At 41.9% G+C, this 26,166-nt stretch carries 27 protein-coding genes and 2 riboswitches; of the genes, 7 read left to right on the top strand and 20 right to left on the bottom strand.

Going from position 1 to position 26,166, the window contains the following annotated elements:
• Window positions 1–138: 138 nt before the first annotated feature.
• The 12 genes from purN to O2S85_RS04020 form a co-directional block, all read right to left on the bottom strand.
• On the bottom strand, window positions 139–717 hold the full coding sequence (purN, locus tag O2S85_RS04075; RefSeq protein ID WP_269411439.1) for a phosphoribosylglycinamide formyltransferase: 579 nt from the start codon (window positions 715–717) through the stop codon (window positions 139–141).
• A complete protein-coding gene (gene purM, locus O2S85_RS04070) occupies window positions 705–1,733 on the bottom strand; it encodes a phosphoribosylformylglycinamidine cyclo-ligase (RefSeq protein ID WP_269411438.1) in 1,029 nt (342 codons plus the stop codon). The genes purN and purM overlap by 13 nt, the downstream gene beginning before the upstream one ends.
• Window positions 1,717–3,138 (bottom strand): amidophosphoribosyltransferase, encoded by a 1,422-nt coding sequence (purF, locus tag O2S85_RS04065; RefSeq protein ID WP_269411437.1) that lies wholly within the window; start codon window positions 3,136–3,138, stop codon window positions 1,717–1,719. The genes purM and purF overlap by 17 nt, the downstream gene beginning before the upstream one ends.
• Window positions 3,114–5,342 (bottom strand): phosphoribosylformylglycinamidine synthase subunit PurL, encoded by a 2,229-nt coding sequence (purL, locus tag O2S85_RS04060; protein ID WP_269411436.1) that lies wholly within the window; start codon window positions 5,340–5,342, stop codon window positions 3,114–3,116. The genes purF and purL overlap by 25 nt, the downstream gene beginning before the upstream one ends.
• Window positions 5,326–6,009, bottom strand: a complete 684-nt coding sequence (gene purQ, locus O2S85_RS04055; RefSeq protein ID WP_269411435.1) for a phosphoribosylformylglycinamidine synthase subunit PurQ — start codon at window positions 6,007–6,009, stop codon at window positions 5,326–5,328. The genes purL and purQ overlap by 17 nt, the downstream gene beginning before the upstream one ends.
• On the bottom strand, window positions 6,006–6,257 hold the full coding sequence (gene purS, locus O2S85_RS04050; RefSeq protein WP_269411434.1) for a phosphoribosylformylglycinamidine synthase subunit PurS: 252 nt from the start codon (window positions 6,255–6,257) through the stop codon (window positions 6,006–6,008). Before purS ends, purQ begins: the two co-directional genes overlap by 4 nt.
• A complete protein-coding gene (gene purC, locus O2S85_RS04045; RefSeq protein WP_269411433.1) occupies window positions 6,254–6,967 on the bottom strand; it encodes a phosphoribosylaminoimidazolesuccinocarboxamide synthase in 714 nt (237 codons plus the stop codon). The genes purS and purC overlap by 4 nt, the downstream gene beginning before the upstream one ends.
• The gene (gene purB / locus O2S85_RS04040; RefSeq protein WP_269411432.1) at window positions 6,945–8,273 is read right to left on the bottom strand and encodes an adenylosuccinate lyase; all 1,329 of its coding nucleotides are present in this window, start codon (window positions 8,271–8,273) and stop codon (window positions 6,945–6,947) included. Before purB ends, purC begins: the two co-directional genes overlap by 23 nt.
• Window positions 8,266–9,399, bottom strand: coding sequence for a 5-(carboxyamino)imidazole ribonucleotide synthase (gene purK / locus O2S85_RS04035; RefSeq protein ID WP_269411431.1), 1,134 nt, complete (start codon window positions 9,397–9,399; stop codon window positions 8,266–8,268). Before purK ends, purB begins: the two co-directional genes overlap by 8 nt.
• Window positions 9,386–9,877: a 5-(carboxyamino)imidazole ribonucleotide mutase gene (gene purE, locus O2S85_RS04030; protein WP_269411430.1), complete on the bottom strand. Its 492-nt coding sequence runs from the start codon at window positions 9,875–9,877 to the stop codon at window positions 9,386–9,388. Before purE ends, purK begins: the two co-directional genes overlap by 14 nt.
• Before the next feature lie 236 nt (window positions 9,878–10,113).
• Window positions 10,114–10,213, bottom strand: a riboswitch (purine riboswitch).
• A 311-nt stretch (window positions 10,214–10,524) separates the two neighbouring features.
• On the bottom strand, window positions 10,525–11,514 hold the full coding sequence (locus tag O2S85_RS04025) for a zinc-dependent alcohol dehydrogenase family protein (protein ID WP_269411429.1): 990 nt from the start codon (window positions 11,512–11,514) through the stop codon (window positions 10,525–10,527).
• Between the two features lie 296 nt (window positions 11,515–11,810).
• Window positions 11,811–12,425 (bottom strand): DUF2179 domain-containing protein, encoded by a 615-nt coding sequence (locus tag O2S85_RS04020; protein ID WP_269411428.1) that lies wholly within the window; start codon window positions 12,423–12,425, stop codon window positions 11,811–11,813.
• Window positions 12,426–12,650: 225 nt separating this feature from the next.
• Here O2S85_RS04020 and O2S85_RS04015 point away from each other — a divergent pair, with 225 nt between their 5' ends.
• Complete coding sequence (locus O2S85_RS04015) at window positions 12,651–13,085, top strand: Hsp20/alpha crystallin family protein (RefSeq protein WP_269411427.1); 435 nt, start codon at window positions 12,651–12,653, stop codon at window positions 13,083–13,085.
• Between the two features lie 287 nt (window positions 13,086–13,372).
• Here O2S85_RS04015 and O2S85_RS04010 read toward each other — a convergent pair whose 3' ends face one another.
• The 3 genes from O2S85_RS04010 to O2S85_RS04000 form a co-directional block, all read right to left on the bottom strand.
• A complete protein-coding gene (locus O2S85_RS04010; protein WP_269411426.1) occupies window positions 13,373–13,507 on the bottom strand; it encodes a YvrJ family protein in 135 nt (44 codons plus the stop codon).
• Window positions 13,508–13,605: 98 nt separating this feature from the next.
• Complete coding sequence (locus O2S85_RS04005) at window positions 13,606–13,821, bottom strand: DUF2922 domain-containing protein (protein ID WP_269411425.1); 216 nt, start codon at window positions 13,819–13,821, stop codon at window positions 13,606–13,608.
• Window positions 13,822–13,853: 32 nt separating this feature from the next.
• The gene (locus O2S85_RS04000; RefSeq protein ID WP_269411424.1) at window positions 13,854–14,081 is read right to left on the bottom strand and encodes a DUF1659 domain-containing protein; all 228 of its coding nucleotides are present in this window, start codon (window positions 14,079–14,081) and stop codon (window positions 13,854–13,856) included.
• A gap of 172 nt (window positions 14,082–14,253) precedes the next feature.
• Here O2S85_RS04000 and O2S85_RS03995 point away from each other — a divergent pair, with 172 nt between their 5' ends.
• On the top strand, window positions 14,254–14,661 hold the full coding sequence (locus tag O2S85_RS03995) for a DUF2569 family protein (protein WP_269411423.1): 408 nt from the start codon (window positions 14,254–14,256) through the stop codon (window positions 14,659–14,661).
• Between the two features lie 348 nt (window positions 14,662–15,009).
• On the opposite strand, the gene O2S85_RS03990 is transcribed toward O2S85_RS03995, so the two are convergent.
• Window positions 15,010–15,732 carry an MOSC domain-containing protein gene (locus O2S85_RS03990; protein ID WP_269411422.1) on the bottom strand — a complete coding sequence of 241 codons (723 nt, stop codon included), beginning with the start codon at window positions 15,730–15,732 and terminating at the stop codon, window positions 15,010–15,012.
• Between the two features lie 258 nt (window positions 15,733–15,990).
• Between O2S85_RS03990 and msrA the strand changes: the two genes are divergently transcribed.
• Together msrA and O2S85_RS03980 are read left to right on the top strand one after the other, a co-directional pair.
• A complete protein-coding gene (gene msrA / locus O2S85_RS03985; RefSeq protein ID WP_269411421.1) occupies window positions 15,991–16,518 on the top strand; it encodes a peptide-methionine (S)-S-oxide reductase MsrA in 528 nt (175 codons plus the stop codon).
• A 112-nt stretch (window positions 16,519–16,630) separates the two neighbouring features.
• Window positions 16,631–17,818 carry an MFS transporter gene (locus O2S85_RS03980; RefSeq protein WP_269411420.1) on the top strand — a complete coding sequence of 396 codons (1,188 nt, stop codon included), beginning with the start codon at window positions 16,631–16,633 and terminating at the stop codon, window positions 17,816–17,818.
• Window positions 17,819–18,017: 199 nt separating this feature from the next.
• Here the strand turns inward: O2S85_RS03980 and O2S85_RS03975 are convergent, their stop codons facing one another.
• Window positions 18,018–19,352, bottom strand: a complete 1,335-nt coding sequence (locus tag O2S85_RS03975) for an NCS2 family permease (RefSeq protein WP_269411419.1) — start codon at window positions 19,350–19,352, stop codon at window positions 18,018–18,020.
• A 133-nt stretch (window positions 19,353–19,485) separates the two neighbouring features.
• A riboswitch (purine riboswitch) is annotated at window positions 19,486–19,586 on the bottom strand.
• 237 nt (window positions 19,587–19,823) lie between these two features.
• Window positions 19,824–20,675 carry a LysR family transcriptional regulator gene (locus O2S85_RS03970; protein ID WP_269411418.1) on the bottom strand — a complete coding sequence of 284 codons (852 nt, stop codon included), beginning with the start codon at window positions 20,673–20,675 and terminating at the stop codon, window positions 19,824–19,826.
• A gap of 292 nt (window positions 20,676–20,967) precedes the next feature.
• Between O2S85_RS03970 and O2S85_RS03965 the strand changes: the two genes are divergently transcribed.
• Complete coding sequence (locus O2S85_RS03965; RefSeq protein ID WP_269411417.1) at window positions 20,968–22,062, top strand: oxidoreductase; 1,095 nt, start codon at window positions 20,968–20,970, stop codon at window positions 22,060–22,062.
• Between the two features lie 262 nt (window positions 22,063–22,324).
• On the opposite strand, the gene O2S85_RS03960 is transcribed toward O2S85_RS03965, so the two are convergent.
• On the bottom strand, window positions 22,325–23,056 hold the full coding sequence (locus O2S85_RS03960) for a response regulator transcription factor (protein ID WP_269411416.1): 732 nt from the start codon (window positions 23,054–23,056) through the stop codon (window positions 22,325–22,327).
• A gap of 168 nt (window positions 23,057–23,224) precedes the next feature.
• Here O2S85_RS03960 and O2S85_RS03955 point away from each other — a divergent pair, with 168 nt between their 5' ends.
• Window positions 23,225–24,673, top strand: coding sequence for an amidase family protein (locus tag O2S85_RS03955; protein ID WP_269411415.1), 1,449 nt, complete (start codon window positions 23,225–23,227; stop codon window positions 24,671–24,673).
• Between the two features lie 474 nt (window positions 24,674–25,147).
• Here O2S85_RS03955 and O2S85_RS03950 read toward each other — a convergent pair whose 3' ends face one another.
• Window positions 25,148–25,444, bottom strand: coding sequence for a hypothetical protein (locus O2S85_RS03950; protein WP_269411414.1), 297 nt, complete (start codon window positions 25,442–25,444; stop codon window positions 25,148–25,150).
• Window positions 25,445–25,519: 75 nt separating this feature from the next.
• On the opposite strand from O2S85_RS03950, the gene O2S85_RS03945 reads away from it, so the two are divergent.
• Window positions 25,520–26,164, top strand: a complete 645-nt coding sequence (locus tag O2S85_RS03945; protein WP_269411413.1) for a TetR/AcrR family transcriptional regulator — start codon at window positions 25,520–25,522, stop codon at window positions 26,162–26,164.
• The last annotated feature ends 2 nt before the right edge of the window (window positions 26,165–26,166 follow it).

The following is a 26,166-nucleotide window of genomic DNA, read 5'->3' as shown; positions in this document are numbered from 1 at the left end:
TTTACAAATGTAGCCAATTCGTTTATCAGCGATTTTGGTGGTTCTATCAGCGACTTTGGTCCATATATCAGCGATTCTGATGGTTCTATCAGCGTTTTTCCATGGTATATCAGCGATTTCACCACTTTTAATAAATTTTTATACCCCCTTACTTACAAGTGCATTAATCACCTTTGGGTACAATGTATGTTCCACCTGCTGGATACGCTGCTTTAATGTTTCTACTGTATCATTCTCGTAAACTCTTACCGATTCCTGCTTGATAATCGGACCTGTGTCCATTCCCGCATCAATAAAATGCACCGTTACACCAGTTGTCTCAACCTTTGCCTTATACGCCTGCTCGATTGCATCTTTACCCGGAAATGCTGGTAAAAACGATGGATGAATATTGACAATACGCGCCGGATAAGTATCAAGCAGTGTTGAACCAATCATTCGCATATACCCAGCAAGGAAAATCCAGTCAACCTGTAATGTTCGCAGCTTGTTCTTAATTTCCTGTTCGTATAAGGCTTTACCAGGATAGTTCTTGGGGGTAAAAACAAATACTGGTATCCCATATTCCTGCGCCAAACGGACGACCTTTGCCCCTGGTTTATCACAAACGAGCAGCACAATTTCATAGGATAGCTTATTTGCAATTGACTGCTCTACTATCGCTTGGAAATTACTGCCCGTTCCTGAAGCAAACACTGCCGCCTTCACTTTACACATGGTTCAAACTGCACTCCTTTTTGATCCGTCACCCGGCCAATCCATGATGCGCACTCACCTTGCTCACGTAGCATCTTAATTGCCGTTGCTGCTTCATCCTCACTGACCACCATTGCCATGCCAATACCCATATTGAAGATCCCATACATGTCACGGTCATCCAGCTCTCCCAACTCTTGCAAAAAGGAAAAAATCGCTGGCTGCTCCCATGTCTTGGGATCGATCGTAGCGCCTAAGTCGGCAGGAAGCATCCTGGGAATATTTTCGAAAAATCCACCCCCGGTCATATGGGATAGTCCTTTTATTTCCACCTTTTGCATAAGGGTTTTTACCTGCTTGGCATAAATCCGTGTTGGTTCGATCAGGACATCTCTTAATGGCTTGGTCATTCCGGCATATGTTTTGGCAAGATCCAGATCCTCCACAAGTTTTCGCACCAGGGAGAACCCGTTTGCATGAATGCCGCTTGATGGCAATCCGATAATACAATCCCCTTGCTGGATCGACTGGCCGGTGATCAGTTGGGATTTTTCCGCAATCCCAACGGCAAAACCAGCCAGATCATACTCATCCGCTTCATACATTCCTGGCATTTCCGCTGTTTCCCCGCCAATAAGAGCCGCCTCTGCCCGGACACAACCTGCTGCGACACCGGAGACAATTTGTTCAATCATGTCCGGATCATTTTTACCACAGGCAATATAATCGAGGAAAAACAGTGGCTGGGCACCTTGGGCGACAATATCGTTCACACACATGGCAACTAAATCCTGCCCCACAGTATGGTGAATGCCAAGTTGATGGGCAAGTTTCAGTTTGGTGCCAACCCCGTCCGTACCAGAAACCAGTACAGGCTCGTGATACGAAAAACCGCTCAGGTCAAACAAACCGGCGAATGCCCCGATATCACCAAGCACCTCTTTACGCTTCGTTTTGGCAATATGTTTCTTCATTAGCTCAACCGCCTGATACCCCTTTTCTACATCGACTCCGGCGTCCTTATAATTTATCGGCAATTGGCGCCACTCCTTCTTTTTTCGAATGACCCTTTTTAACTGGATAAACTCCACTCATGCAAGCCGTACAAATTCCCTGGTTAATCGTCTTATCTTTGACAATTGCTTTTTTCAGACCACTTTCGGCCAGGTAGGCAATGCTGTCTGCTCCGATAATGTCACCTATTTCCTCAGGCGCGTGGCTCGCAGCAATGAGTTCGCCTTTTGTTGACATATCAATCCCGTAATGGCATGGATGCTGAATCGGAGGTGAGGCGATGCGGACATGGACCTCCCTGGCGCCAGCTTCTTTCAACATCCGGACAATCCGTTTACTTGTCGTCCCTCTGACAACGGAATCGTCAATCATCACAATCCGCTTGCCTGCTACAATTCCCCGGACCGGAGCCAATTTCATTTTCACGCCTTGTTCCCGTAATTCCTGGGATGGCTGAATAAACGTCCGGCCAACATAGCGATTCTTGATAATCCCCATTTCATACGGCAATCCACTTTCTTCTGCATAGCCAATCGCAGCGGAAATGCTGGAATCCGGTACGCCAATCACCATATCAGCATTAGCTGGTGCTTCTTTGGCCAACTCTCTTCCCATCCGTTTTCGGGAAGCATGCACATTCACACGATTCACATTGCTATCTGGCCGTGATAAATATACATATTCCATGGCACACAAGGTTCGTTGTTCACGGGTGGCAAAACGCTCTGATTCCACGCCATCATCACTAATCGTAACAAGTTCACCCGGCAACACCTCGCGTTCAAAGCTGGCACCAATTTGATCAAAAGCACATGTTTCCGAGGCGATTACATAAGCATCACCAAGCTTCCCGATCGATAATGGGCGAATACCGCTCGGATCAAGGGCTGCAAACATTTTATCCTCGTTAAGAAAGACAAACGCATAGGCTCCAACAATCTGGTTCAATGCATTGGCAATCGTTGCCGTTGTCTGGTACGAACCGTCCCTTTTCATTAAGTGCGCCAACACCTCGGTATCCGATGTTGTTTGCAGGATACTGCCCATATCCTCCAACTGACCACGAAGTTCGCGGGCGTTCATGATATTGCCATTATGGGCAAGCGCCAGGCTATTGGTTTGTGAACGAAACAATAATGGCTGAACATTTTCGATTCCGCCATCTCCCTGGGTTGAATAACGCACATGACCAATTGCTGCCATTCCGGAAAGTCTGGAAAAATCCACATCTTTAAACACCTCATTAACAAGCCCCAGACCCTTGTGTGCTGTTAATGCGGTCCCGTCATTCACGACTACACCGGCACCTTCCTGCCCGCGATGTTGCAGCGAATGCAGTCCATAGTACGTGAGCTCTGCTACCTTTTCATGTCCCCAAATTCCAAAAACACCACATTCCTCGTTTATACCCTTGATTTCAGCAGACATGGAATAGCTCCTTTCCAACAATCACATAGTGTTTCCACATCCGCTTCCATTACCTGTTTGCCATTGCCAATGACGTTGAATGTTTGATCCCCCGTTACCACACCAATTTGCACCGCATCTTCAACCAGTTCGTTGAAACGTTCCTTATCCTCCTGCTTCACCGACACCAAAAATCGGGATTGACTTTCACTAAAAAGTTCAACCGTCATGTCGCCTGTCAAATACACATTGGCACCTAACCCTTCTCCGGTAAAACAACTTTCGGCAAGGGCAACCGCTAACCCACCTTCTGCCAGATCAGTGGCGGATTGAACGATACCAGCTTGAATCGCATCAAGCAATTGGTATTGGCGTTTCGCTTCCATGACTAAATCAATCGTTGGCGCTTTTCCGGAATAACCCCGTTTTAATACCTGTTGTAATTCACTGCCGCCAAATTCAGCCTTGGTATCCCCAATCAGAAAAATCGTGTCTTCCCGCTGTTGAAACCGGCTAGGTGTGATATAGTTCAACGATTCAATGAGCCCAACCATGCCGACCACTGGAGTAGGAAAAATAGCCTTTCCATTCGATTGATTATATAACGAGACATTTCCACTAATAACAGGTGTTTTTAAGGTACGGCATGCTTCACTCATACCAGCAACACTCTGTTCCATCTGCCAGTAAATTTCCGGTTTGGTCGGATTGCCAAAATTCAACCCATCGGTGATTCCTAACGGCTTGGCACCAGAGCAAACAATGTTACGAGCCGCCTCCGCAACCGCAATTTTTCCGCCAGTATTTGGATCTAAATAAATATACCGGGAATTACAGTCTGTTGTAATCGCCAGGGCTTTGTCCGTCCCTTTGATGCGAATCACTGCAGCACCGGATCCTGGGCCTGCAACCGTATTGGTCTGTACCATCGAATCGTACTGATCATATACCCATTCCTTGCTGGCGATGGTTGGCTGCTTAAGCAGACGCTTCAACATCGCCTCATAATCCGTGACCTCAGGAATTTCATTGGTCATTTGCTGGGATTCCTTAAAATACGCCGAAACATCGGCAGGTATATGATACACAGGAGCTTCTTCAGCCAAGGCGTCAACCGGGATATCCGCTACTATTTCCCCATGTTGGGTCAGCCGAAATGTTTTTTCCGCAAGCACCTGCCCAACTGCAACAGCCTGTAATCCGTATTTTGCAAAGATATCGATAATTTCTTGTTCACGTCCCTGTTTGACAACGAGCAGCATCCGTTCCTGTGATTCCGATAGCATCAGTTCATACGCAGTCATATTTAATTCGCGCTGTGGAACGAGATCGAGATTCATTTCCATCCCGGTACCTGCTTTACTGGCCATTTCGCTCGCCGATGAGGTTAAGCCCGCAGCACCCATATCCTGCATTCCAACCAAAGCATCGGACTGAATCACTTCCAAACATGCTTCAATCAGCAGTTTTTCCATAAATGGGTCACCAACTTGTACGGCTGGTCGATCTTTATTTGCATCTTCTGCCAGATCATCTGAGGCAAACGTTGCGCCATGAATACCATCACGTCCGGTTGCGGCACCAGCGTAGATGACTGTGTTTCCGATACCTTTAGCAACACCTTTTTGAATATCATCATGATCAATGAGACCAACACACATGGCATTAACCAGCGGATTTCCCTCATAACAATCATCAAATTGAATCTCTCCGCCAACGGTTGGCACCCCGACACAATTTCCATACCCGGCAATTCCGCGTACTACTTCCCGGAACAAATATTTCCCTCGATCTGTTCGCAAGTTACCAAATCTGAGGGAGTTCATCAGTGCAATCGGACGCGCGCCCATGGAAAAAATATCGCGAAGAATTCCGCCAACGCCTGTCGCAGCACCTTGATACGGTTCAACGGCCGATGGATGATTATGACTTTCTACCTTGAATACAGCCGCTTGATTATCCCCAATATCAATAACTCCTGCACCTTCACCCGGTCCTTGTAACACATTTGCCGCCTTAGTCGGGAATCGCTGTAACAACGGTTTGGATGTTTTATAACTGCAATGTTCCGACCACATCACCGAGAAAATACCCGTTTCCGTAAAATTGGGCCGACGCTTTAAGATCGCTTTGACCATGTTATATTCCTGTTCACTAAGTCCCATTTCCAGGTAAAGCTTATCGATTTCCAATTGTTCGGGACTGATCTCAGACATTTGCAACATAGGATAACCTCCCATTCATGATCAGCGACTGAAAAACTTTTAATCCGTCATCACTGCCAAGCAAAGCCTCGACAGCCCGCTCCGGATGAGGCATCATTCCCAGGACATTCCCCTGTTTATTAAGGATTCCTGCAATATCGGCAGCCGACCCATTCGGGTTATTTTGATACGTAAACGCGATTTGGTTATTTTGCTTTAATTGGTTGAGCGTTACACCATCACAGAAATAATTTCCTTCCCCATGTGCAATCGGGAATTGAACGATTTCATTTTTCTCGTATTGATTGGTAAACATACTTGTGTGATTGGCGACAGATAATTTTTCCTGATGGCACATGAAAGCAAGATGTTGATTGGGAAGCATGACACCCGGCAGCAACCCCGCTTCCAGCAATATTTGAAATCCGTTACACACCCCTAATATTGGTTTACCCTCAGCGGCATGTGTTCTGATTTGCTGCAGACAATTGGAGGCGGCTGCAATCGCCCCTGAACGAAGATAATCACCATAGGAAAACCCCCCAGGCAATAGAATCGCATCATAGTTTTCCAAATGACAATCTTCAAACCAAACAAGGTCTGCCTCCATCTTCAAGACATCTTTCACCGCATGATACATGTCATGGTCACAATTGGATCCCGGAAATACGATCACGGCAAATTTCACGAGTTTACTGCCTCCTCAATTTCAAAATGATAGTCTTCCATCACCGGATTTGCCAGCAGCTGATCACACATCTTGTGCACCCGTTCTTTTAGATCCGCCCGTTCTTCTGTATAAAATTCGATGTATTTGCCAATCCGGGTATCACTGACTTCATCGAATCCAAGCGAATGAAGGGACGTCTGGACAGCTTTCCCTTGTGGATCCAACACGCCTTGCTTTAACGTAATATGCACTGTTACCTTTTTCATGTTCTGTCCTCCAGTCGTTGTAAAATCACGTTATACACATCCAATAAATCCCCTGTTCCCTGGCGAAACACATCCTTATCCATTTTTTCCTGGGTATCGATATCCCATAACCGGCATGTATCCGGGGAAATTTCATCAGCCAAAATGATACAGCCACTGGCAAGACGGCCAAATTCCAGCTTAAAGTCTACCAGTTTCAGATTAATAGAAAGAAATAGCTCTTGTAATGCTGCATTAATGGTCAGGGCCTTTTCTTTGATTTCCCGTAATTCAGATTCCGTTATCCTGGCTAAAAGTAGTGCATGCTGATCATTTATTAATGGATCATTCAATGCATCATCTTTATAAAACAACTCGACAATCGGAGGAGTAAAGCTGGTCTTTTCCTCCAAACCCAGGCGTCTGGTGATGCTCCCGGCAGCGAGATTACGGACAACCACTTCAAGTGGAATAATTTCTGTTTGTCGGACAAGCTGTTCCGTTTCATTCTGCTTCTTGATAAAATGCGTCTCGATACCTTGTTCATGAAGATAAGCAAAAATCCGTGCTGAAATTTCATTATTCAATCGGCCTTTCCCGGTAAAACTCGCCTGCTTTTTTCCATTAAATGCGGTTGCTTCATTTTTATAAGCTAAAATCAGCCGGTCGGGTGCCTCTGTATCCCGGTACACCTGTTTCGCTTTCCCTTCATACAACAATTCCGCTTTCATGTTCTTCCCTCCGTTTTAGGCCGATGCGGTCAAAAATCCGATCGATGTTTTTCAAATGATAGGTGTAGACGAAACAAGCATCGATTTCTTCTGGTGGCAGCAGATCTGTGATGTTTTCATTTTGCTCCAGTAATGTTTTGAAATGGGTTTCCGTCTCCCATGCCTGCATAGCTTTCGGCTGAACAATGTCATACGCAGCTTCACGTGTCATCCCCTTGTCAATTAATGCAAGCAGAACACGCTGGGAAAAGATAACACCGTGGGTTTTATCGATATTTCGTTTCATATTTTCCGGGAATACGGTCAAATGCTTGATGATCGATGAAAACCGGTTCAACATGTAATCCAAAGCAATCGTTGTATCCGGCAAAATCACCCGTTCCGCTGATGAATGGGAAATATCACGTTCGTGCCATAAGGAGACATTTTCATATGCGGTGACCATATTGCCACGTATCACCCGAGCCATTCCGGTCATATTTTCCGAGCCAACCGGATTACGTTTGTGCGGCATGGCTGAGGAGCCTTTTTGTCCTTTTGCAAAAAACTCCTCCACCTCACGCATTTCCGTCTTCTGTAAACTACGAATTTCGGTGGCAAACTTTTCAATTGATGTTGCAATCAGTGCCAAAGTGGACACATAATCCGCATGACGATCCCGCTGCAAGGTTTGTGTCGATACTGGTGCAGGAGTCAGACCCAATTTTTCACAAACATAGCGTTCTACAAATGGATCAATATTCGCGTACGTCCCCACTGCCCCGGAAAGCTTACCAAATGCAATGTTCTCAGCAGCTCGCTTAAACCGTTCCAAGTTACGTTTCATTTCCTCATACCATAACGCAAGCTTCAAGCCAAATGTGGTTGGTTCTGCGTGCACGCCATGAGTTCGGCCCATCATCACCGTATGCTGGTGTGCCAATGCTTTATCGCGTAAAACAGCAATCAAATGTTCCAAGTCACGTAGAAGGAGTTCATTTGCTTGTTTCAGTAAATAAGAGAGCGCTGTATCGACCACATCCGTTGAAGTCAATCCGTAATGCACCCATTTCCGCTCATCACCCAGTGTCTCGGATACCGCACGGGTAAAAGCTACCACGTCATGCCTGGTCTCCTGTTCGATTTCATCAATCCGGCTAATATCAAACGATGCATGCTGTCTGATTTTCTCCACGTCTGCGCTCGGAATGACACCAAGTTCACGCCAGGCTTCACAGGCCAAAATCTCGACTTCCAGCCATGCTTTGAATTTATTCTCTTCCGTCCAAATCCGCCCCATTTCCTCTCGTGTATACCGATCAATCATCACGCTGCCCCCTATACTTCTTTAGCAATTGGCTAACCTCTTCCACCGTATCCGCTGTAAACGTCACATGGCCCATTTTCCGTTTTGCCTTGACAGCTGCCTTTCCGTATAAATGAAACGATCCTGCTTTTAATGTAGACATTTCCGTTAACGCATGCGCCATATCTTCCCCAAGAATATTGACCATTGCAGCTGACTGGACAAGTTTTATTGGTGTTAGCGGCAGACCGCAAATGGCTCGAATATGCTGACCAAACTGAGAAATATTACAGCCTTCAATCGTATAGTGGCCGGAATTATGTGGTCTTGGCGCCATTTCATTGAGGAAAATATCCTCGTCTTTCACAAACATTTCAATGGCAAACGTACCAACAATACCGATGTTTTCCGCCAGTTTGGAGGCCGCTTCGATCGCTTTGTTGTAGACCTGTTCATTAATGGCTGCCGGCGCTGTTGTTTGATATAAAATATGATCCTTGTGAACATTCTCAGCGATTGGGAAAAATGTTATCTCACCTGTAACGGCGCGTGTGAATATTACCGATATTTCTTTATCAAATGGCACCCATTGCTCGATAATGCAATGTCCATGCCTAGCCGCAAAATCTATCGCCGCTAGTTTGTCTGCCTCCGTGCTTAATTTGCGTTGTCCTTTCCCATCGTAGCCACCGCGACATGTTTTGATGACTGCTGGAAGTTTCATGTTTTCCAATGCTTTCTCACATTCGTCGGCATTCGTGACAATGGAGAATGCTGGTACAGGTAAACCGGCTTCTTGCATCTGTTGTTTCTCTTTTTCACGGTTTTGGGTAATTTCCAATGCCTTTGAACCCTGTGGCAGCTTGCCTTGTTCAGCAATATATTGGGCAGCAGGAAGATCGACATTTTCGAATTCATAGGTAACCACGTCACTGATGCTGGTTAATTGTTCAATCGCATCCCTGTCATCATAAGCTGCGACAATTTGTTCATCGGCCACTTGCGCAGTCGGGCAATTTGGTGTTGGATCAATTACGGCAAGCTTATACCCCATATGCCTTGCTGCAATTGCCATCATTCTTCCCAATTGCCCGCCACCGATAATACCGATCGTTTTAGGTGGCAAAATCACCTTATTCCTTGGCAAGATCATCCCTCATTTCCGCAACTTTGGTTTGCATATCTTCCCGATAGACTTGAAGTTTTTCTGCTATCTGTTGATCAAATGCCCCAATTATTTCCGCGGCAAGAATACCAGCATTGGTAGCACCAGACTTGCCAATTGCCACTGTTGCTGTTGGCACCCCGCCAGGCATTTGCACAATGGATAAGAGAGAGTCCACCCCATTTAATGTATTGCTTTTTACAGGCACACCAATTACGGGTAAAGTCGTTTTTGCAGCCACCATCCCTGGAAGATGAGCTGCACCACCAGCACCCGCAATAATCACTTTTAACCCACGATCACGAGCTGATTCGGCATATGTGAACATCTCATCTGGGGTACGATGCGCTGAAATCACTTGCTTTTCATATGAAACTGCCAAACTATCCAGCACACTGCATGTATGCTTCATCGTTTCCCAATCCGATATACTGCCCATGATTACACCAACCTGTGCCATCGTATCCCTCTTTCTATGTGTTTTATGTTAAGGCTGTTTTTCTAAAAGATTGTTGCTTTGATTAGACAAAATGCTTTATTTATACTCCGAGTGGCCCGAATGGATGCCCCTTCATAGGGGTGTGTTCGGACCGCAGGCTAAATCACAACTAAATAAAAAAAGTCTATTCGAATCTCCTCCCTACAAGAGAAGGTGAATAGACTTTTCTGACATATTGAAATAGACCATTGCTGTGACAATGATTCACCCTCCCTCATAGTCCGGCATTTACGGTGCCGGGTAGAAACTTCCAAGCCATATCCTCGGAAATATATGAGGTACCGTATTGATTTGTTGGGTTAAGCATAACAGAATAGAGAACGTTCTGTCAATAAAATAACGGAACATTTTAAAACGGAAATAATTTAATGTTCGTGTTTATCGCGAATTTTGTCTGTGCAAACCGTTGAACAATCGGTATTTCTTCACTTTTCCATTTGTAATCATTCCAACAACTAAATCGGCCATCATTTTTCAATTATTCTAACATACAAATAAGGTTGGGGACGGGAACACAGCTATCCTGAAAGTGGGTCATACCTTATTTAATTTTCCCCACAAAATGCCGGCTTATTCAGCACTGTTTTGTTGAAGGAGAATTCAACTCATTAACCGGTTAAAAATACTTTCCCATTAGCTGTTTTCGATTCAACGACATCAATAGCTTTTTTTACATTGGACAGGTCATAATTAGAATCTGCCATCATCAATCGCAATTTTTTATCAACTATTAGCTTTATCAAGTGATTAAAAGTTTTTTGCCATTTATTTATCGAGATACTTTTGTTCCAATTCCGCAGATGAAATATATTGGCATTTACTTTTGCTTTATTTACAATATCTGCCCAATTTACTTGAATTCCTGATAAAAGACCAATGGTTAAAAACTTACCATGAGCGCGCACACAAAAAGCTAAGTCGTTTCCAGACGAGCCTCCAACAGAGTCAACAGCCGAATCTGCACCCATTCCATTTGTTAATTCCATAACTGCTTCATAAAGCGAATCTTTAGAGGTGTCTATCACATGAGAAGCACCAAGATAAAGTAAATCTTCTGTATGTTTATTATTTCTCGTCACTGCAATCAATCGGAAACCTAAAACCTTCGATAATTGAGCAAAAATACGTCCAATGGAAGAACCGCACGCATTAACCAATAAAACATCATCCGATCTTAATTTTAAAACCTCCGTACAAACCACCCAAGCTGTAACAGGATTAATATACATTTGTGATGCCGTAAAATCATCAATAGAGTCAGGTATAGATACTGTAAATTCTGCTGATGACTTAACAAATTCTTGCCACGTACCTTCCTCCCCACGCAAAGGTAAAATGCGTTTACCAATAAGATTATGTGAAACTAAAGGGCCTGTATCCTCCACAATACCAACGCCTTCATAACCAGGAATATTGGGCAAGGAAATTCGATGAGAATAAGCTCCCCTAATCGGTATTAAGTCAGAAGGATTTATAGGACGGGCTAACATTCGAACAAGGACTTCATTATCTTTTGGTGGTTGGATGATTTTATTTTCAACTTTTAACACATCTTTAGGACTACCGAATTCGTGGAATTTAATGCATTTTGCAATCAAAACTATACGTCTCCTTGATATAAATCAGATTTATTTAATTATATTACATTAAATACCTTAATTAAGCCGAAATTGTAATTCAAGAGCTTACTCGATAATAAAAATCTCACAACATCTAAATCTCCACTTTAAACAAAGCATGTTACAATGTAATTAACAATAGATTGGCTTCGTATGAGGGGTGGCGTACCTTTTTTCACCTTCTTTGGATGTTTCTTATAAAGCTAAAAGGTAAGCGCCCATATTCCGCAATCTTCAGCTTCCCCCCCTGCTTCAAATAGCATGCAAGTAATCTGTCATTCCGGATACTCCACATGTGTTCCAGGAAACTGTGATTGCGCTCCCGGTTTGCTTGTGGCCACATTCCCTTTTTTGCCCAATCTACCCTTTCGCACTTGTTTCACCCAGAACCCGCCATGAATCTGCTTCGGCTCATAGGAAATGATAAATGCCTTGGGATCAATCGACTTGATCGTCTCATACAACATCAATTCATATTTTCTTGGGGTCAGGATTTGCATCGCCAAGCGGTCCCCATCCATTCCATACGCATACCAGCTTGTTACGCCATAGCCTTTATCCCGCAATTTTCGGGTAAATTCAAGATCTGGATTAGAAGAAATCACATTAACCGTAATATATCCTAGGGCAAGCTTTTCCTCAATTTTGGTACCGACAATTACCCCGATACCAAAACCTACTGCATATGCAATTATATTTTGAATATGGTTTAAATTGTCAAGTACAAGTCCCAGGCCTAACACATAGACAACAATTTCAACCATACTTACCAAGGCTGCCAAATATCTGCGCCCCTTCAGCGTTAAAATCATTCGCATAGTAGAAAAAGAGACATAAACAATATTAATAACCAGAATAATGACAACCATGACATACGCATTGCCCAGCATATAAAAGTCCCCCATTCATTTTTCTTTTTCCCCAGCATACATCAAATTTATCCTGAATGAAATACAATGATATCCAATATTATCAACACCGGTCGTGTTTTTCCAACAAAATAAGCGTGTCTGGGCTAACCCAATGTCCCTCGTGTCGAATCGTTATGTTCACCCAATTAAATCGCCCGGCATAACCTATTACAGATTTCAACGTGAACCAAAGGGGTGATTATAATGGATCCATTTAAGCAAATGTCGGAGTGGAAAAAAAACATGGATAGCTTTTTTGGAGAAAGTTTTTGGAACGAGTTTGAAGACGTCATTAAACCTACTATACCGCAAGTCAATATGTATCAAGCGGAAAATGAGGTCACCTGCATCGTTAATATACCTGGACTGGCGGATATTAACAAGCTGGATATTTATGTAAATTATACAGAACTGGAATTAAACGGGGTCATTGATATTCAAAAGGGTGGTGGGACCGTCATTCAAGAAGAGATCTTGCAAGGGGCATTTGAACGGACTGTTAAGCTGCCATTCCCGGTTCGCTCAGACAAAATCAGCGCCAATTATAAAGATGGTATCGTGCTGATTCAATTACATCGTTTGATTTCCGAAACCAGCAGTAAACACCGGGTACCCGTAAGACTGTTACTGGATAATTAGAACGGAGAAAGTTTGTGATCGTGGGATCAGACATTTAAAAAAGACTGTCAGGCGAGTGGCGTCCCCCGAGTTAATGTGACTCTCTCCCGGCATGCGTGCGCTGTCTCCCGGGTTGATGCAATTCTCTCCCGACTAGTGCATGTGATACAAGTTTCACTCACCGTGACAGCATGTTGTCACGTATGAATAGGCTGTTCTGATACCCCCGCCTTTAAGCTAAGTAAATCTTAATCGTGAAGGGGAACATTCAGCGGGAGAAAGCACCCACTGAATGAAGTTTCACTTAATTATTTCATTTTCTCAGGCAATGCATGTATGGATTCGATTAATATATTGAGCTTATCTTCAATGCGGTTCAACAGGTAAAAGGTTACCACAATCGGAAAGCCGACATCCGTTAAAAACGACATCCATGTTTCCATCACATAAACCTCCAGTCGTATTGTTGTAAAAAAACCAGGGCAGGACAATTGTCTAGCCACTGGTTTTTTGGGTTTCACGTTTAAGTGGATACGGTGTGTTAATCAAGTGCGATTTCCTCTACTTGGTGATCAACCACTCGTGCACCTTTGATTGCTGTCAGCTCGCCACCGGAAGTAGTAAAAGCGTTTTGTTCCAAAATAGCATTCATTGCTTGTTTGACAGCATCCGGGTCAACCGGTTCGATTGGCTTCTCCATACTATATGTGATTGTTTTGCCATCCTGATTTAAAAATTTGAGTTCCAGTTTTTTCAAAATTCTCCCCTCCTTCCTCATAGATTTAGTCCTTATTCATTGTTACGGATTTTTGAGCTGTCTTTGCATTGGATCTCAAAAAGCGAAAGTTCTTGCAGTCCAGCAAAGGCATTGGCTGTGGCATACATTTGGTCGGCTGTTGCGTCGGTTTTCACATTGTTAAAGCTTTTTAATTTGTAAACCGGCTGCCCTGTTTCCTCGTCCATGCCATCGTCCAATACCAACTGCAAAGTCGATGCGTATTTTCGTAAGGTCGCCATGTTCTCCCCTCCTTTCACAACTACAATCGAAAATACTTGGGGGAGAGTGTCATCTATAGGGAAAATAATGTGTGGGGCTTGTACGGTTCGGATGAGAGACATGGAGGCACGATTCAGTATCTTTTGCCAGGATCTTATGCTATACTGCCTTCGTAGTGGAAGGAGGGAAAATGTGGATTCCAAAAACCAGGATTTGAATAATACAAAAACATTTAACACTGATTCCGGCTATGCAATTGTTGCTGGATGGCTTGTCTTGCCTGCCATTGGAATCATTTTATCTTTCATAAATACGCTTGCCATTATTCTAACTGTTAATCTTGCAAACTATCCATTCTTGTACATAGTCAATGTGATATATCTCATTTTATATCTGATCATAATTTACGCATGGCTGAAACGAAAACGGATTTTGCCAAAATTAATGATGGTTCTCTATGGTATTAGTATCATTTTCAGTACCCTTTTTATTATTGGCGCAGGGCCTGTAAACAATGAATGGATGTCCGTCATTGCATCCGCGATTTGGATTGGTTACTTTTTAAAATCGCAGCGTGTGAAGCAGACCTTTGTCCATTGAGTGGTTCCATGGGGGATAGAAGTTTAAAAGAGGCAATTGTTTTGCGGTTGTACTTTAAATTAGGGTTGTCCAGTTAGCTACGACATCAATCGGAAACTGGAGTATCGACCGGTTTGTTCAGTGTTTCGACCTGGCAAACGCGAAAGTCAATCAATGGGCTAGAGGTGATCAACTTTCATTTGCTCTCGATCAACTTTGCGTCTGGGTCGATCAACTTTCATGCGCTTTCGATCAACTTTCTGCTTGGCTCGATCAACTTTGTGCCCGGTTCGATCAACTTCCACATGAACTCGATCAACTTTGCACTTTTTCCACCCGCCAGGTATTAGTGTGCAATTTTCATGGGATCTAATGCCTATGATCCTGCTTATTTGGACCGTATACGCGGTTTTCCATCGCAGACTCTTTCCCTGCCAGCCGTTTGTTGAGTGTACGTTTCCAATTGCTGGCTAAATATGGGCATTCGGCGAGTTGCCTTGCAAGTTCCAAGTCATTTTTGTGAACGTACATCACTTCATTACACCTGGCAATTGTCCAGTTCGGATATGGGCGTTCGATTAATTCCAACTCCGTCTCCGCACTAACATAGCCAACCTGTAGCACGCGGAAATACCACCCGGTCAGCCCGCTATTTTGGATCCTTAGTGCAAAATCAATCGTACGAAAGCGCCGGGCTGGCTTCCAGCACGGGCGGCGTGGTTGGGAAACTTGAATGATTGCATCGCCAAATTGATATGTATCACCAATACATACAGTTTGCTCATCCATATGCTTTACAGCAAGGTTCTCACCAAACGAGCCGATACCAATGGATGGAATAGCCAAATCTTTACGCCAATACGCATAGTGTTTAATTGGATAGGCGAAAAGTGCTTTTTCTGGTCCGCCATGTGCTTTGGTATCTGCCACTTCATCATTGGTTAAATTGGTTTTTCCCAGCCAAACTTTTTCCTGTATGGGCTGTTTAAACATAGCACTTTCCCATTCACGATCCATTGGCTTTTTTGCTTGGGGATCACCCATTTTTTTCACTTTCCCTGTTAATAATTTATATACAAAAGGTGCATTCATCGTGCGTAACCCCCTAACCTGTGATATAGTTTACTGAAGTCTTCCTATTAGATGTTGTTCAAAAAGTCCGGTAAAAATGACGCTTCGAATTTCTTCGTTGGCTTGCTTTTTCGCTCCTCATGTACCTCTCATGTACACTCCGGTGCTCAAAGCTACGCCGCCTAGAACTTCTCGGTCCTTTTTATCCTCCTTTTTGAACACACTATTAGTTTACTGTAAATAATCAACATTTGTAAATCCATCTTTGGAGGTATCAACATGAATCATGAACTGAAAAAAGCGACCTTTGCTGGTGGATGTTTCTGGTGTATGGTCAAACCGTTTGATCAATGGGACGGTATCCATCAGGTTGTTTCCGGATATACTGGCGGCCATACCGTTGATCCAACCTATGAAGAAGTAAAAGCAGGCACGACCGGACATTATGAAGCTGTGGAGATTACGTATGATCCGGCTGTGTTTTCATATCGGGATATTTTAAAGATATATTGGCAACAGATTGATCCAACTGATGACGGCGGCCAATTTCAAGATCGCGGGACTTCGTATCGTACCGCCATCTTTTACCATGATATGGAACAAAAAGAGATGGCTGAAGTCTCCAAACAGGAATTGGAAGCAAGCGGAAAATTTTCTAAGCCAATTGTGACCAAGATTTTACCAGCAACAACTTTCTATCCCGCTGAAGATTATCACCAGGACTTTTACCGAAAAAATGAACAAGAATACAAGAAAGACCGTGCAGAATCAGGCCGCGATGAATTTATTGCAGCGAACTGGAAGTAAACCTTGAGTGACAGGTACTTGGGCAATTTAGAATTGCGCGGGTACCTGGCACCAGTTGAATTCTGAACAGTTAGTATTATATGATATCCGTATGCACTAAAGGAGCGTATGCATGTCAAAAAATGAATCGCTAACACCGTTGAAAATGTTATTATTTTGTTTTCATGCGACCAATACGATTATCTTGAGCTATTTGCCCATATATCTAAGATACAAAGGATTGGATGGTACCCAAATCGGGTGGGTGCTTGCGGTTGGACCGTTTGCAGCTATTTTTTCGCAACCATTTTGGGGATACATGAGTGACAAATTTAAAACGGTTAAATGGACGCTGATCATCTGTATTATTGGGCTATTAATCAGCAGTTCGCTGTTTTTCCAAATGAATGAATTGATCGCCATTCTCTTTATGGGTGCTGTATTTTATTTTTTTACCACGCCGATTGGTGCACTTGGCGACAGTCTGGCTCAGCGCCGGGCGGATGAACTACATGTCAATTTTGGCAGCATCCGCATGTGGGGTTCCATCGGTTTCGCGGTTTCATCCTTAATTGTTGGCAAAGTCCTAACATCAATCGGTGTGGCATATATGATCTGGCCATATCTTCTCTTCGGTACAATGGCCTTAATCGCTGCATTCAGGTTAACCGATGTAAAAGTGGAAGCAGATCCGATTCAGCTTAAAGATATTAAACAAATTTTACAAAATAAGCCCTTCTTTATTTTCCTGTTTATTGTCATGTTTATTTCTATTTCTCACCGGGCCAATGACAGTTTCATCGGCTTGTACATCGAACAACTTGGCGGGAATGAAACAATCATCGGCTTGGCCTGGTTCTTTGGCGTCGCCAGTGAAGCCGCAGTATTTGCACTGGCACCGCTTTGGTTCCGAAAGTTTCATCCTTTAGTATTTATCATGTTCGCTGGTCTGTTATACAGTGTACGCTACTTTATTTATGCTGCTGTTAACGATCCAGTTTATCTGGTCCCATTACAAGTTCTGCATGGGATCACATTTGGCACGTTTTATCTGGCTGCCTTTCAATATATCAGCAGATTAATTCCCAAACTATTACAATCCACGGGTCATCTGGTATTCTATTCCCTTTTTTTCGGGGTATCAGGTATTATCGGCTCGCTGATTGGCGGAGCATTGATCGATTCATATGGTGGTGGGACACTTTACGCAACGGTCGGGGGCTTTGCGCTTACTGGAAGCATTTTATTAGCAATCTATCATATCCTGCCGTATGGGAAAGCGGGAACAGCAAGACAAGTGAAGAGCCAGCGTTTTATTTAGTTGAAAGTATTTAAAAGACTGGTGTTCATCGTGTAACACCAGTCTTTATTCGTCTTGTTTCAACTGTTCTACTTTTTGTTCCATTTCGTTTCCAAATATTAAAAGACATGCTATCACCTTCCATGTACAATTATAAATATTATAGTATCATCAAACAAAAAAGCGAAACCATCTATCATGATCCCGCCTTTTACACGATCTAACTCAAAAACACAAAATACAACACAAAAATCACAAACAATAAATACATCATCGGGTGAACTTCCTTGATCCGGCCTTTCATCAGCATGGTAATCGGGTAGAAAATAAAGCCAATGGCGATACCTGTTGCAATACTATAAGTCAAAGGCATGGCAGCAATGGTCAGAAACGCCGGTACTGCAACTTCAAACTTATCCCATTCAATATCTTTTAATGATGAGGACATAAGAACACCGACAATAATTAATGCCGGGGCGGTTACTTCCGATGTAATAACACTTAATAAAGGTGAAAAAAACAATGATAGCAGAAATAATCCCGCAGTAACAATCGCTGTGAAGCCCGTTCTCCCGCCTGCAGCAACACCCGCTGAAGATTCAATGTATGATGTAGTGGTTGATGTCCCAACTACCGCCCCGGCAACTGAAGCGCTCGCATCAGCAAATAACGCTTTTCCAGCCCGTGGCAACTTATTATTCTTCATCAAACCTGCTTGTGTAGCAACGGCGACCAATGTTCCGGCAGTATCAAAGAAGGAAACAAATAAAAATGTCAAGATGACGACAAGCATATCGGTATTAAAAAGATCTCCCAAGTGCATAAATGCCTGGCCAAATGTTGGCGCGACACTTGGTACGCTGCCGACGATTCCTCCAAGTCCTGAAGGTGTTTCAATCAAACCAGTAATCATACCAACAATCGCTGTCAGAATCATCCCGTAAAAAATCCCACCTTTAATATTAAGGCTGAGCAGGACAACCGAAGCAACAATACCGAAGATAGCAAGTAATACATTTGGTGCGGTTAAATCACCGATCGCAACCAGAGTAGATGCGTCACCAACAATAATCCCGGCATTTTGAAAGCCAATAAAGGCAATAAAAAATCCAATTCCAACACCAACTGCCAATTTCAAATTTACCGGGATAGCATTAATAATTTTTTCTCGTAAACCAGTTAACGTTAATAAAACAAAAATAATTCCCGATACCAATACGCCAGATAATGCGGTTTGCCATGGAATTCCGTAGCCAAGGACAACGGTATAAGCAAAAAATGCACTCAAGCCCATACCTGGTGCAAGTGCAATCGGATATTTGGCAATAACCCCCATAAGCAAAGAGCCAATCGCACCAGAAATGGCGGTTGCTGTAAATACTGCTCCCTGATCAATCCGGGTAACGCCTTCCGGAAGCTCATCAACACCAACTAGTGCCAGTGTTGCCGGGTTCACAAATAGAATATAGGCCATTGCCAAAAAGGTAGTTAACCCTGCCAGGAATTCCGTACGATAATTGGTTCCTAATTCCTCAAAATGGAAGTATTTTTTCATGATTCTCCTCCTCAAAAAAATAAAAAAAACAAAAAACACTCTTGATTAGGATTCGAACCAAGAGTGTCGTCTATGCAAGAAAGAGGATGAACCAGAAAAAGCAACACTAATAAAAGACAACGTGTTGTTATCCAAGAAAACCTCCAACCTGCGTAGTCAGATCATTTGCGGTGATCCGGTAGAAACTCTGGGCCATATTCCCAAGATTATACGCTAGTATTTTTCAAGTTTACTATGAAATTGGTATATTATCAACAAAAAGCGAACTTTATATGTAATTAAGTCTAATAAAGTTCGCGAATATAATCGTATTCCGGTGTTATAAAATGATAGTGGCTTTGCTTCCTTGGGTACTTTTTCGGTTATTCAAATCGCTCATCAACTACAAACTCCTTCGTCCAAAGAATCCCGCAGCAAACAAAGTGACAAGATAATCGACTAATACGAGGAGCCCTTATTCTTCAGACATCGTTACACCCAATTTTTAGCATGGTTTTTTATTAAAGAAATCATGCTCGTAATGGCCGGAGAAATCCATTTATCTTTATGATATGCAAGAAATGTGGATATAGACGGATGTTCTGGTGCCATTTTTTCTCCCTTTAATTTATTGTTTTCTATTTCTTCTTTCACTGAAAAGTAAGGTACCATTGAAATGCCTAAACCACTTCTTACACACTGCTTTATCGCTTCAATACTTTGAAAATCCAAACTCGCTTTAACATCCATCTGCTTATATCTTAAATATTCATCAAACACCGATTTATAACTACATGACCGCTCCGTATAAAGTATTGTGTTAGTGTCTTCTTTTTCAGGCGGACTGATCAAAATCATTTTTTCTCTTTTAAGCTTTTCAGAATATATCTCTGGTAAAGACCAATCATCCTTCTCTAATACCAACACTAAATCAACGTCACCATTTTGCAGATGTGACGTGACATTATAATTTTCGATAGATTTTAATGAAAGATTTACTTTAGGGTAAGCTCTTTTATAGTCCAGAAGAATAGGGGGGACACGACCAATCGTAAGAGATTCAGATATACCAATAGCAAGGTCCCCTGTCGGTTCTTCATCCATGTCTAGTGCCTGAGCATGCAATTCAATGATCTTTACGGCGTATGTAAGAAGTCGTTGCCCATAATGCGTCAAAACGACTGTTTTACCCAGTCTATCAAATAAAGGTTTGCCAACTTCCTCTTCCAATTCCCGGATATGGGTTGTAATAGAAGATTGTGCATAGCCAAGGTGTTCGGCAGCCTTTTTAAAACCTCCCCTTTCTGCAATTGTCTTGAGTGTTATAAGGTGACGAAGCTCCATCGTTTACAAAACCTTTCTTAGTTCAATTTTAGTGAACTATTCATTCATTTATATCTATTTTACTAAATGCAGATGATGAATTACAATGAATTCGTGCACAGATAGTTATAACCTGAATAGTTTTCTAATCTATATGCTTAAAGGATACTTGAGCAAACTATTGATGAAGAGGTTAATAAATAAAAAACGAATGCCTAAAAGGGGTGGTATGCAGTATTGAAGGACGTTGAATAATACATTATGTTTAGCTAAAGAATATATATAAATCTTTATGCAAGAAGGAGTTTCGACAATGACAGACATAAACAAGTTATTTGAGACAGTGACATTAGGTAATACAACATTAAATAACCGAGTAGGGGTTGCACCCATGACTCGCATCAGCGCAACATCTGAAGGATTAGTAACCGATCAGATGGTTTCGTACTACAAATCTTTTGCTCAGGGAGGGTTCGGCCTAATCATTACAGAAGGTACTTACATTGATGACAAATATAGCCAAACATATTTTGATCAAGGCGGGATTGTTTTTAAGGAACAAGCTGAAGCCTGGAAAAAACTTGTAGACTCCGTTCATCAAGCAGGTGCGAAAATTTTTATGCAATTACAGCATTCGGGTTCTATTTCCCAAGGAAACTGTTTTACTGAAGAGAGAATTGCACCTTCTGCTATTCAACCAAAAGGTGAGCAATTAGAAATGTATATAGGTAAGGGTCCATTTCCAACTCCAAGAGAAGCGACAAAAGAAGAGATTGCAGAAGTTATTACCGGATTCGTTAATGCTGCAAAACGTGCGCAATCAATTGGATTTGACGGAATTGAAATACACGGTGCCAATGGCTATTTACTTGATCAGTTCCTTACTGAGTATACAAATCAGCGTACGGACGAGTACGGTGGTTCTACGGAAAACCGGGTTCGTTTATTGGTAGAAGTGTCTAAAGCTATTCGAGAAGCAGTTGGAAAAGATTTTATTGTTGGTATTCGAATTTCACAAGCTAAAGTCAATGACTATGCACATAAGTGGGCGGGAAAAGAACAAGATGCAGAAATCATTTTTGGCCAATTAGGGAAGGCAGGCCTCAATTATATTCATGTTACGGAATATGAGGCATGGCAACCTGCATTTGATACAAGTGGAGCATCTCTTGTATCACTTGCAAAGAAATATGGTGAAATTCCTGTCATCGCTAATGGTCATTTGGAAAATCCAGAAAAAGCGAAAGAAATCATTGAGAATGGAGAAGCTGATGTGATTACTTTAGGTAAGGGAGCCTTAGCCAACCATGATTGGGTTAACAAAGTTAAAAACGGAGAGCCATTAGAAGCGTTTAAGCCAGAAGAAGTATTAAGTCCGAATGCAAAAATTAAAGAAATGGAAGTGTAAATCTCCGCTACTTATGAAGAGATGCAGATATTTTAAGATGATGCATATCATTGCTAAGCGAACCGCAACAAATCCGAATCCAGTCGATACGATTGTTGAAGTCAATGCATAAGCATCACCGGAGTTTATGGTTGAAATTGAGGTTATGGTATTGGTTAATGGGAAAAGAGTGAATATCAGAAGGGTCTACCACATTCTTAGACTGTGGTAGACCCTTTTTTTGGAAATAAATATTTTTGATAAACGCTGACATTGGTAAACATCATTTTAGAAGTTTATGAGCCTTATAACTTAAGCTCGTCCGATTTGGTACGTCTAGTTTTTGATATAGGCTTTGTAAATGCTTCTTTACAGTATTTGTACTGATAAATAATAGATTGGCAATCTCTGTATTTGTATACCCCTTTTGAACAAATCTCAGCAACTCTTTTTCCCGAGTTGTTAATAATGTATATTCAGGTATCTTTTCAAACTCAAGATAGTTCTTTAACTTATGTGATAAATATCGTGAAATAATCTCTAGACACATATGGTCCTGAAGATTAAATGGTTCCTCATCCTCAAATCTAAGAAAAGCAAGGCTGCCCAGCTGTTTATTTCCCGATTTTATACATACAGCTATCTCATGATAATATCCATATCGAACCATAAAATCATTATAAAAATAGCTGTTTTCATATTCAGTTTTCGAGACAAGGTCCTCAATCTCCAACACAAGCTGTTTTTGAAAAAAGGGAAGCGTTCTTTGTGGCCTTAAAATATCAGTCTTATAACGACATTCAATGTATTCCTTCATAGCGCATGGAGAAATATTTAAGGTAACAGGGTCTTTTAAATTATGTTTTTCATCAATTAGCCAAAAGTTCGAAAGATGGTAACCAAATACATCCTTAAAAGAATGAAGAACATCATTACGGAAGGCTTGGTTAGGTTCGATAGCTTGATCCATAAATGTAAGTATTTTTTCATAGTTATCTTTAGATAAGGCTGTCAACCATTATCCCTCCCAATCAGAATTCACTTTTGTAAATCAATTATAATTCAAACTATCCACCTTTTCAGGAAATATGGTTCGTTTGGGTAATTGTTTCCCAACTTTTTAGTTATTACAATAAGTTTTATGAAAGCACTTTCTCTAACTTTAATAAAGGTGGCGATTTTTTTGCAATCATTTCAAACTCAAAGTCTTACAACAGAAGATGAATTATGGCGTTGGACTGCAACAGAACTAGCTCATGCGATTCGAACCGGAGTAATTTCTTCAAGGGAAGCAGTTATAAGCTGCTTAAACCGAATTGAGGAAGTGAACCCAACATTAAATGCCCTTGTAAAAGTCCTTCCTGAAGAAGCACTTGCTGCGGCTGATGAGGCGGACCGCGCTTTGGCGCAAGGGAATATTCTTGGACCATTGCATGGAGTGCCTATATCCATAAAAATCAATAGCGACCAAGCGGGACAGGCAACTACTGATGGAGTTGTCGCCTTTAAGGATAATATAGCTGCGGAAGATGGCCCGGTAGCTGTAAATTTACGCAATTCTGGATCTGTCATTGTAGGACGCAGCAACACACCTGCGTTTTCCTATCGATGGGTTACAAGCAACGACTTGCATGGGAGAACACTTAATCCATGGGATCTTACAAGAACACCAGGCGGTTCTAGTGGAGGGGCGGCTTCATCTGTAGCATCCGGGATGACTCCTGTGGCCCATGGTAATGATATTGGAGGATCTGTGCGTTATCCCGCTTACACTTGTGGAATAATGGGACTTCGGCCGACTCCAGGAAGAATTCCAAGCTGGTATGGCGATCCTGACGGTGATCAATCACCAGCTGGCCAATTCATGGCAGTAGAAGGACCATTGGCCCGTTCAGTTTCTGATCTTCGCCTAAGTTTTGCTGCCATGAGTCGGTTCCATCCTCGTGAAACCTTATATGCACCGGTCCCTTTACAAGGAGAACCGCTTCAAACTCCGATTCGTGTAGGGTTATTGCGTGATGTAGGGATTGAAAAACCATCAGCAGCTGTAAATCAGGCTTTAGATCAGGCAGCAGAAAATTTGCGCAAAGCTGGTTATGTAGTGGAAGAAGTCAACCTTCCGTTGTTTAAAGAAGCATTTGAACTATGGTATTTACTCTGTATGATGGATTTCAAAGAAGCCATGCCGCTTGTAGAGCAATATGGTGATGAAGGAATCAAAAAAGGTGTGAAACATTTCTTTGAAGTAACAGAGGAATTTTGGGGGAAAGACCCAAGCCTTTCTGATTATATTAAAGGATATTCCCGCCGTGGAACATTAATCTATAAACTTCAGGAGTTTCTACAGACTCATCCATTACTTTTGCTCCCTGTTTCAACAGAACAGGCATTTAAGCAAGATGCAGATATTGAAAGCTCAAAAGGTATGCGGCAAATTATTTCCACACAATGGTCGATGATGTCTCTTGCAGTGCTCGGATTTCCTTCCGTATCTTTACCAACTTCTATTGTAGATGGTCTTCCGGTTGGGGTTCAGATTCTTGGAAGACGGTTCCGGGAAGATACATTATTTGATGCAGCAGAGATAATGGAAGCATATTCAACAGTTAAAACACCAATTGATCCCCAATGAGGAAGGTTTTAGAGGCGAACAGTAATTTAATACTGTTCGTTTTTGTGCGACGGAAAATCGCATCTTTTCACGATGAGTGTGGAACATTTCTTTATTACCTGGTTTCCGAGCTACCACATAAAAAAGAGACTGCCTAATCTTGCGGGCTAGCCCTTTTAATCATCTTATGTCTGTTGAAAAGACGTTCAACTACAACAGACTTTCCTTTAGGGGAGCCGCAATACCCAGGTAATTTATTGTCACCTTGTAAATTGTTCGATTTATCCTACTTTATATACAATCTTCCCATCAACAATTGTATAAGCTAGTGGGATGAATTTGTAAACCCTTCCACTTCATGGAGTTCAGCATATTAACATACATTCTCTTTTCATTGTATCCAAAATGTTAAGTGATTAAATTGTGCAAATGCTTAGCGAAAAGCCATCGAATCTCCTTGGTTACTCTCTTAATTTTTGTTAAAGTCCTTTACCTTCAACATCTTGCCAAGCCCATTGCAAATTCAACTTTATGAAGTGTTTTTGCAGCCTTTTTCGAGGCTCTCGAAGCACCTTCAGTTAATACGTCATCAAGATATACACTTTTAACAATATCCTCATAACTTTCTTGAATAGGACGTATTGACTCAACAATGACCTCTGCTACATCATTCTTAAATTGCCCATATCCCTTTCCATCATATAGACCGGGCAAACCCCACCCGGTCCTTTTCTCTTCACTGTAGTTAGATGAAATCCGATAATCTATATCCCTGTCCCATAATAGCGTCAATGATTTTATTTCGAGGTTCTTTTCTCAATAAAAACAATAACTTAAACAATTTATTACTTAAAGAATTAATCACTATTGACACAATTAAACATTGCCTTTAAAATTAATGCAAGTAAGTACTTGCTATGTATTGGAGGAAAAGCTTTGCATATTTCAACGGAAGATAAAATTATTGAAGCAGCCATAGAATTAGTTTATGAAAAGGGATACAAGGGGGCAACAACCCGAGCAATCGCCCAAAGAGCCAATGTAAATGAAGTAACCATATTTCGCCATTTTGGTAACAAAAAAGGCATTGTGGAAGCAGCCATTCAAAAATATGCCTTTGTTGAGTTGCTAGAAGATACTTTTGCTGAAAAAGTGGTTTGGGATATAGAAAAAGATTTAAAAATGTTAGTCAGAGAATATCAGGCTTTATTGGATCAGAAAAAAACAGTGATTTTATTGGCCTTAAGAGAATCTAATGAATTCGCTGAATTAAACGATATGCTAAAAAAGGTCCCACAAACATATATTGAAATCATCACGCATTATTTTGAACAAATGATAGAAAGAGGAAAAATAAAAAAAGCAGATCCTTATACCCTTGCTACTAATTTTGCTTTTATTAACTTTGGATATTTTTTATCAAAAACAAGAATCTTATCAGAAGCAGAAGAACTGTCAATTGAAGAATTTATAGATAAAAATATTGCATTCTTTATCAAAACACTACAATAATT

The organism is Lentibacillus daqui (assembly GCF_027186265.1).
Taxonomy (GTDB): Bacteria; Bacillota; Bacilli; order Bacillales; family Amphibacillaceae; genus Lentibacillus_C; species Lentibacillus_C daqui.
This window is presented reverse-complemented; position numbering and strand designations above follow the sequence as displayed.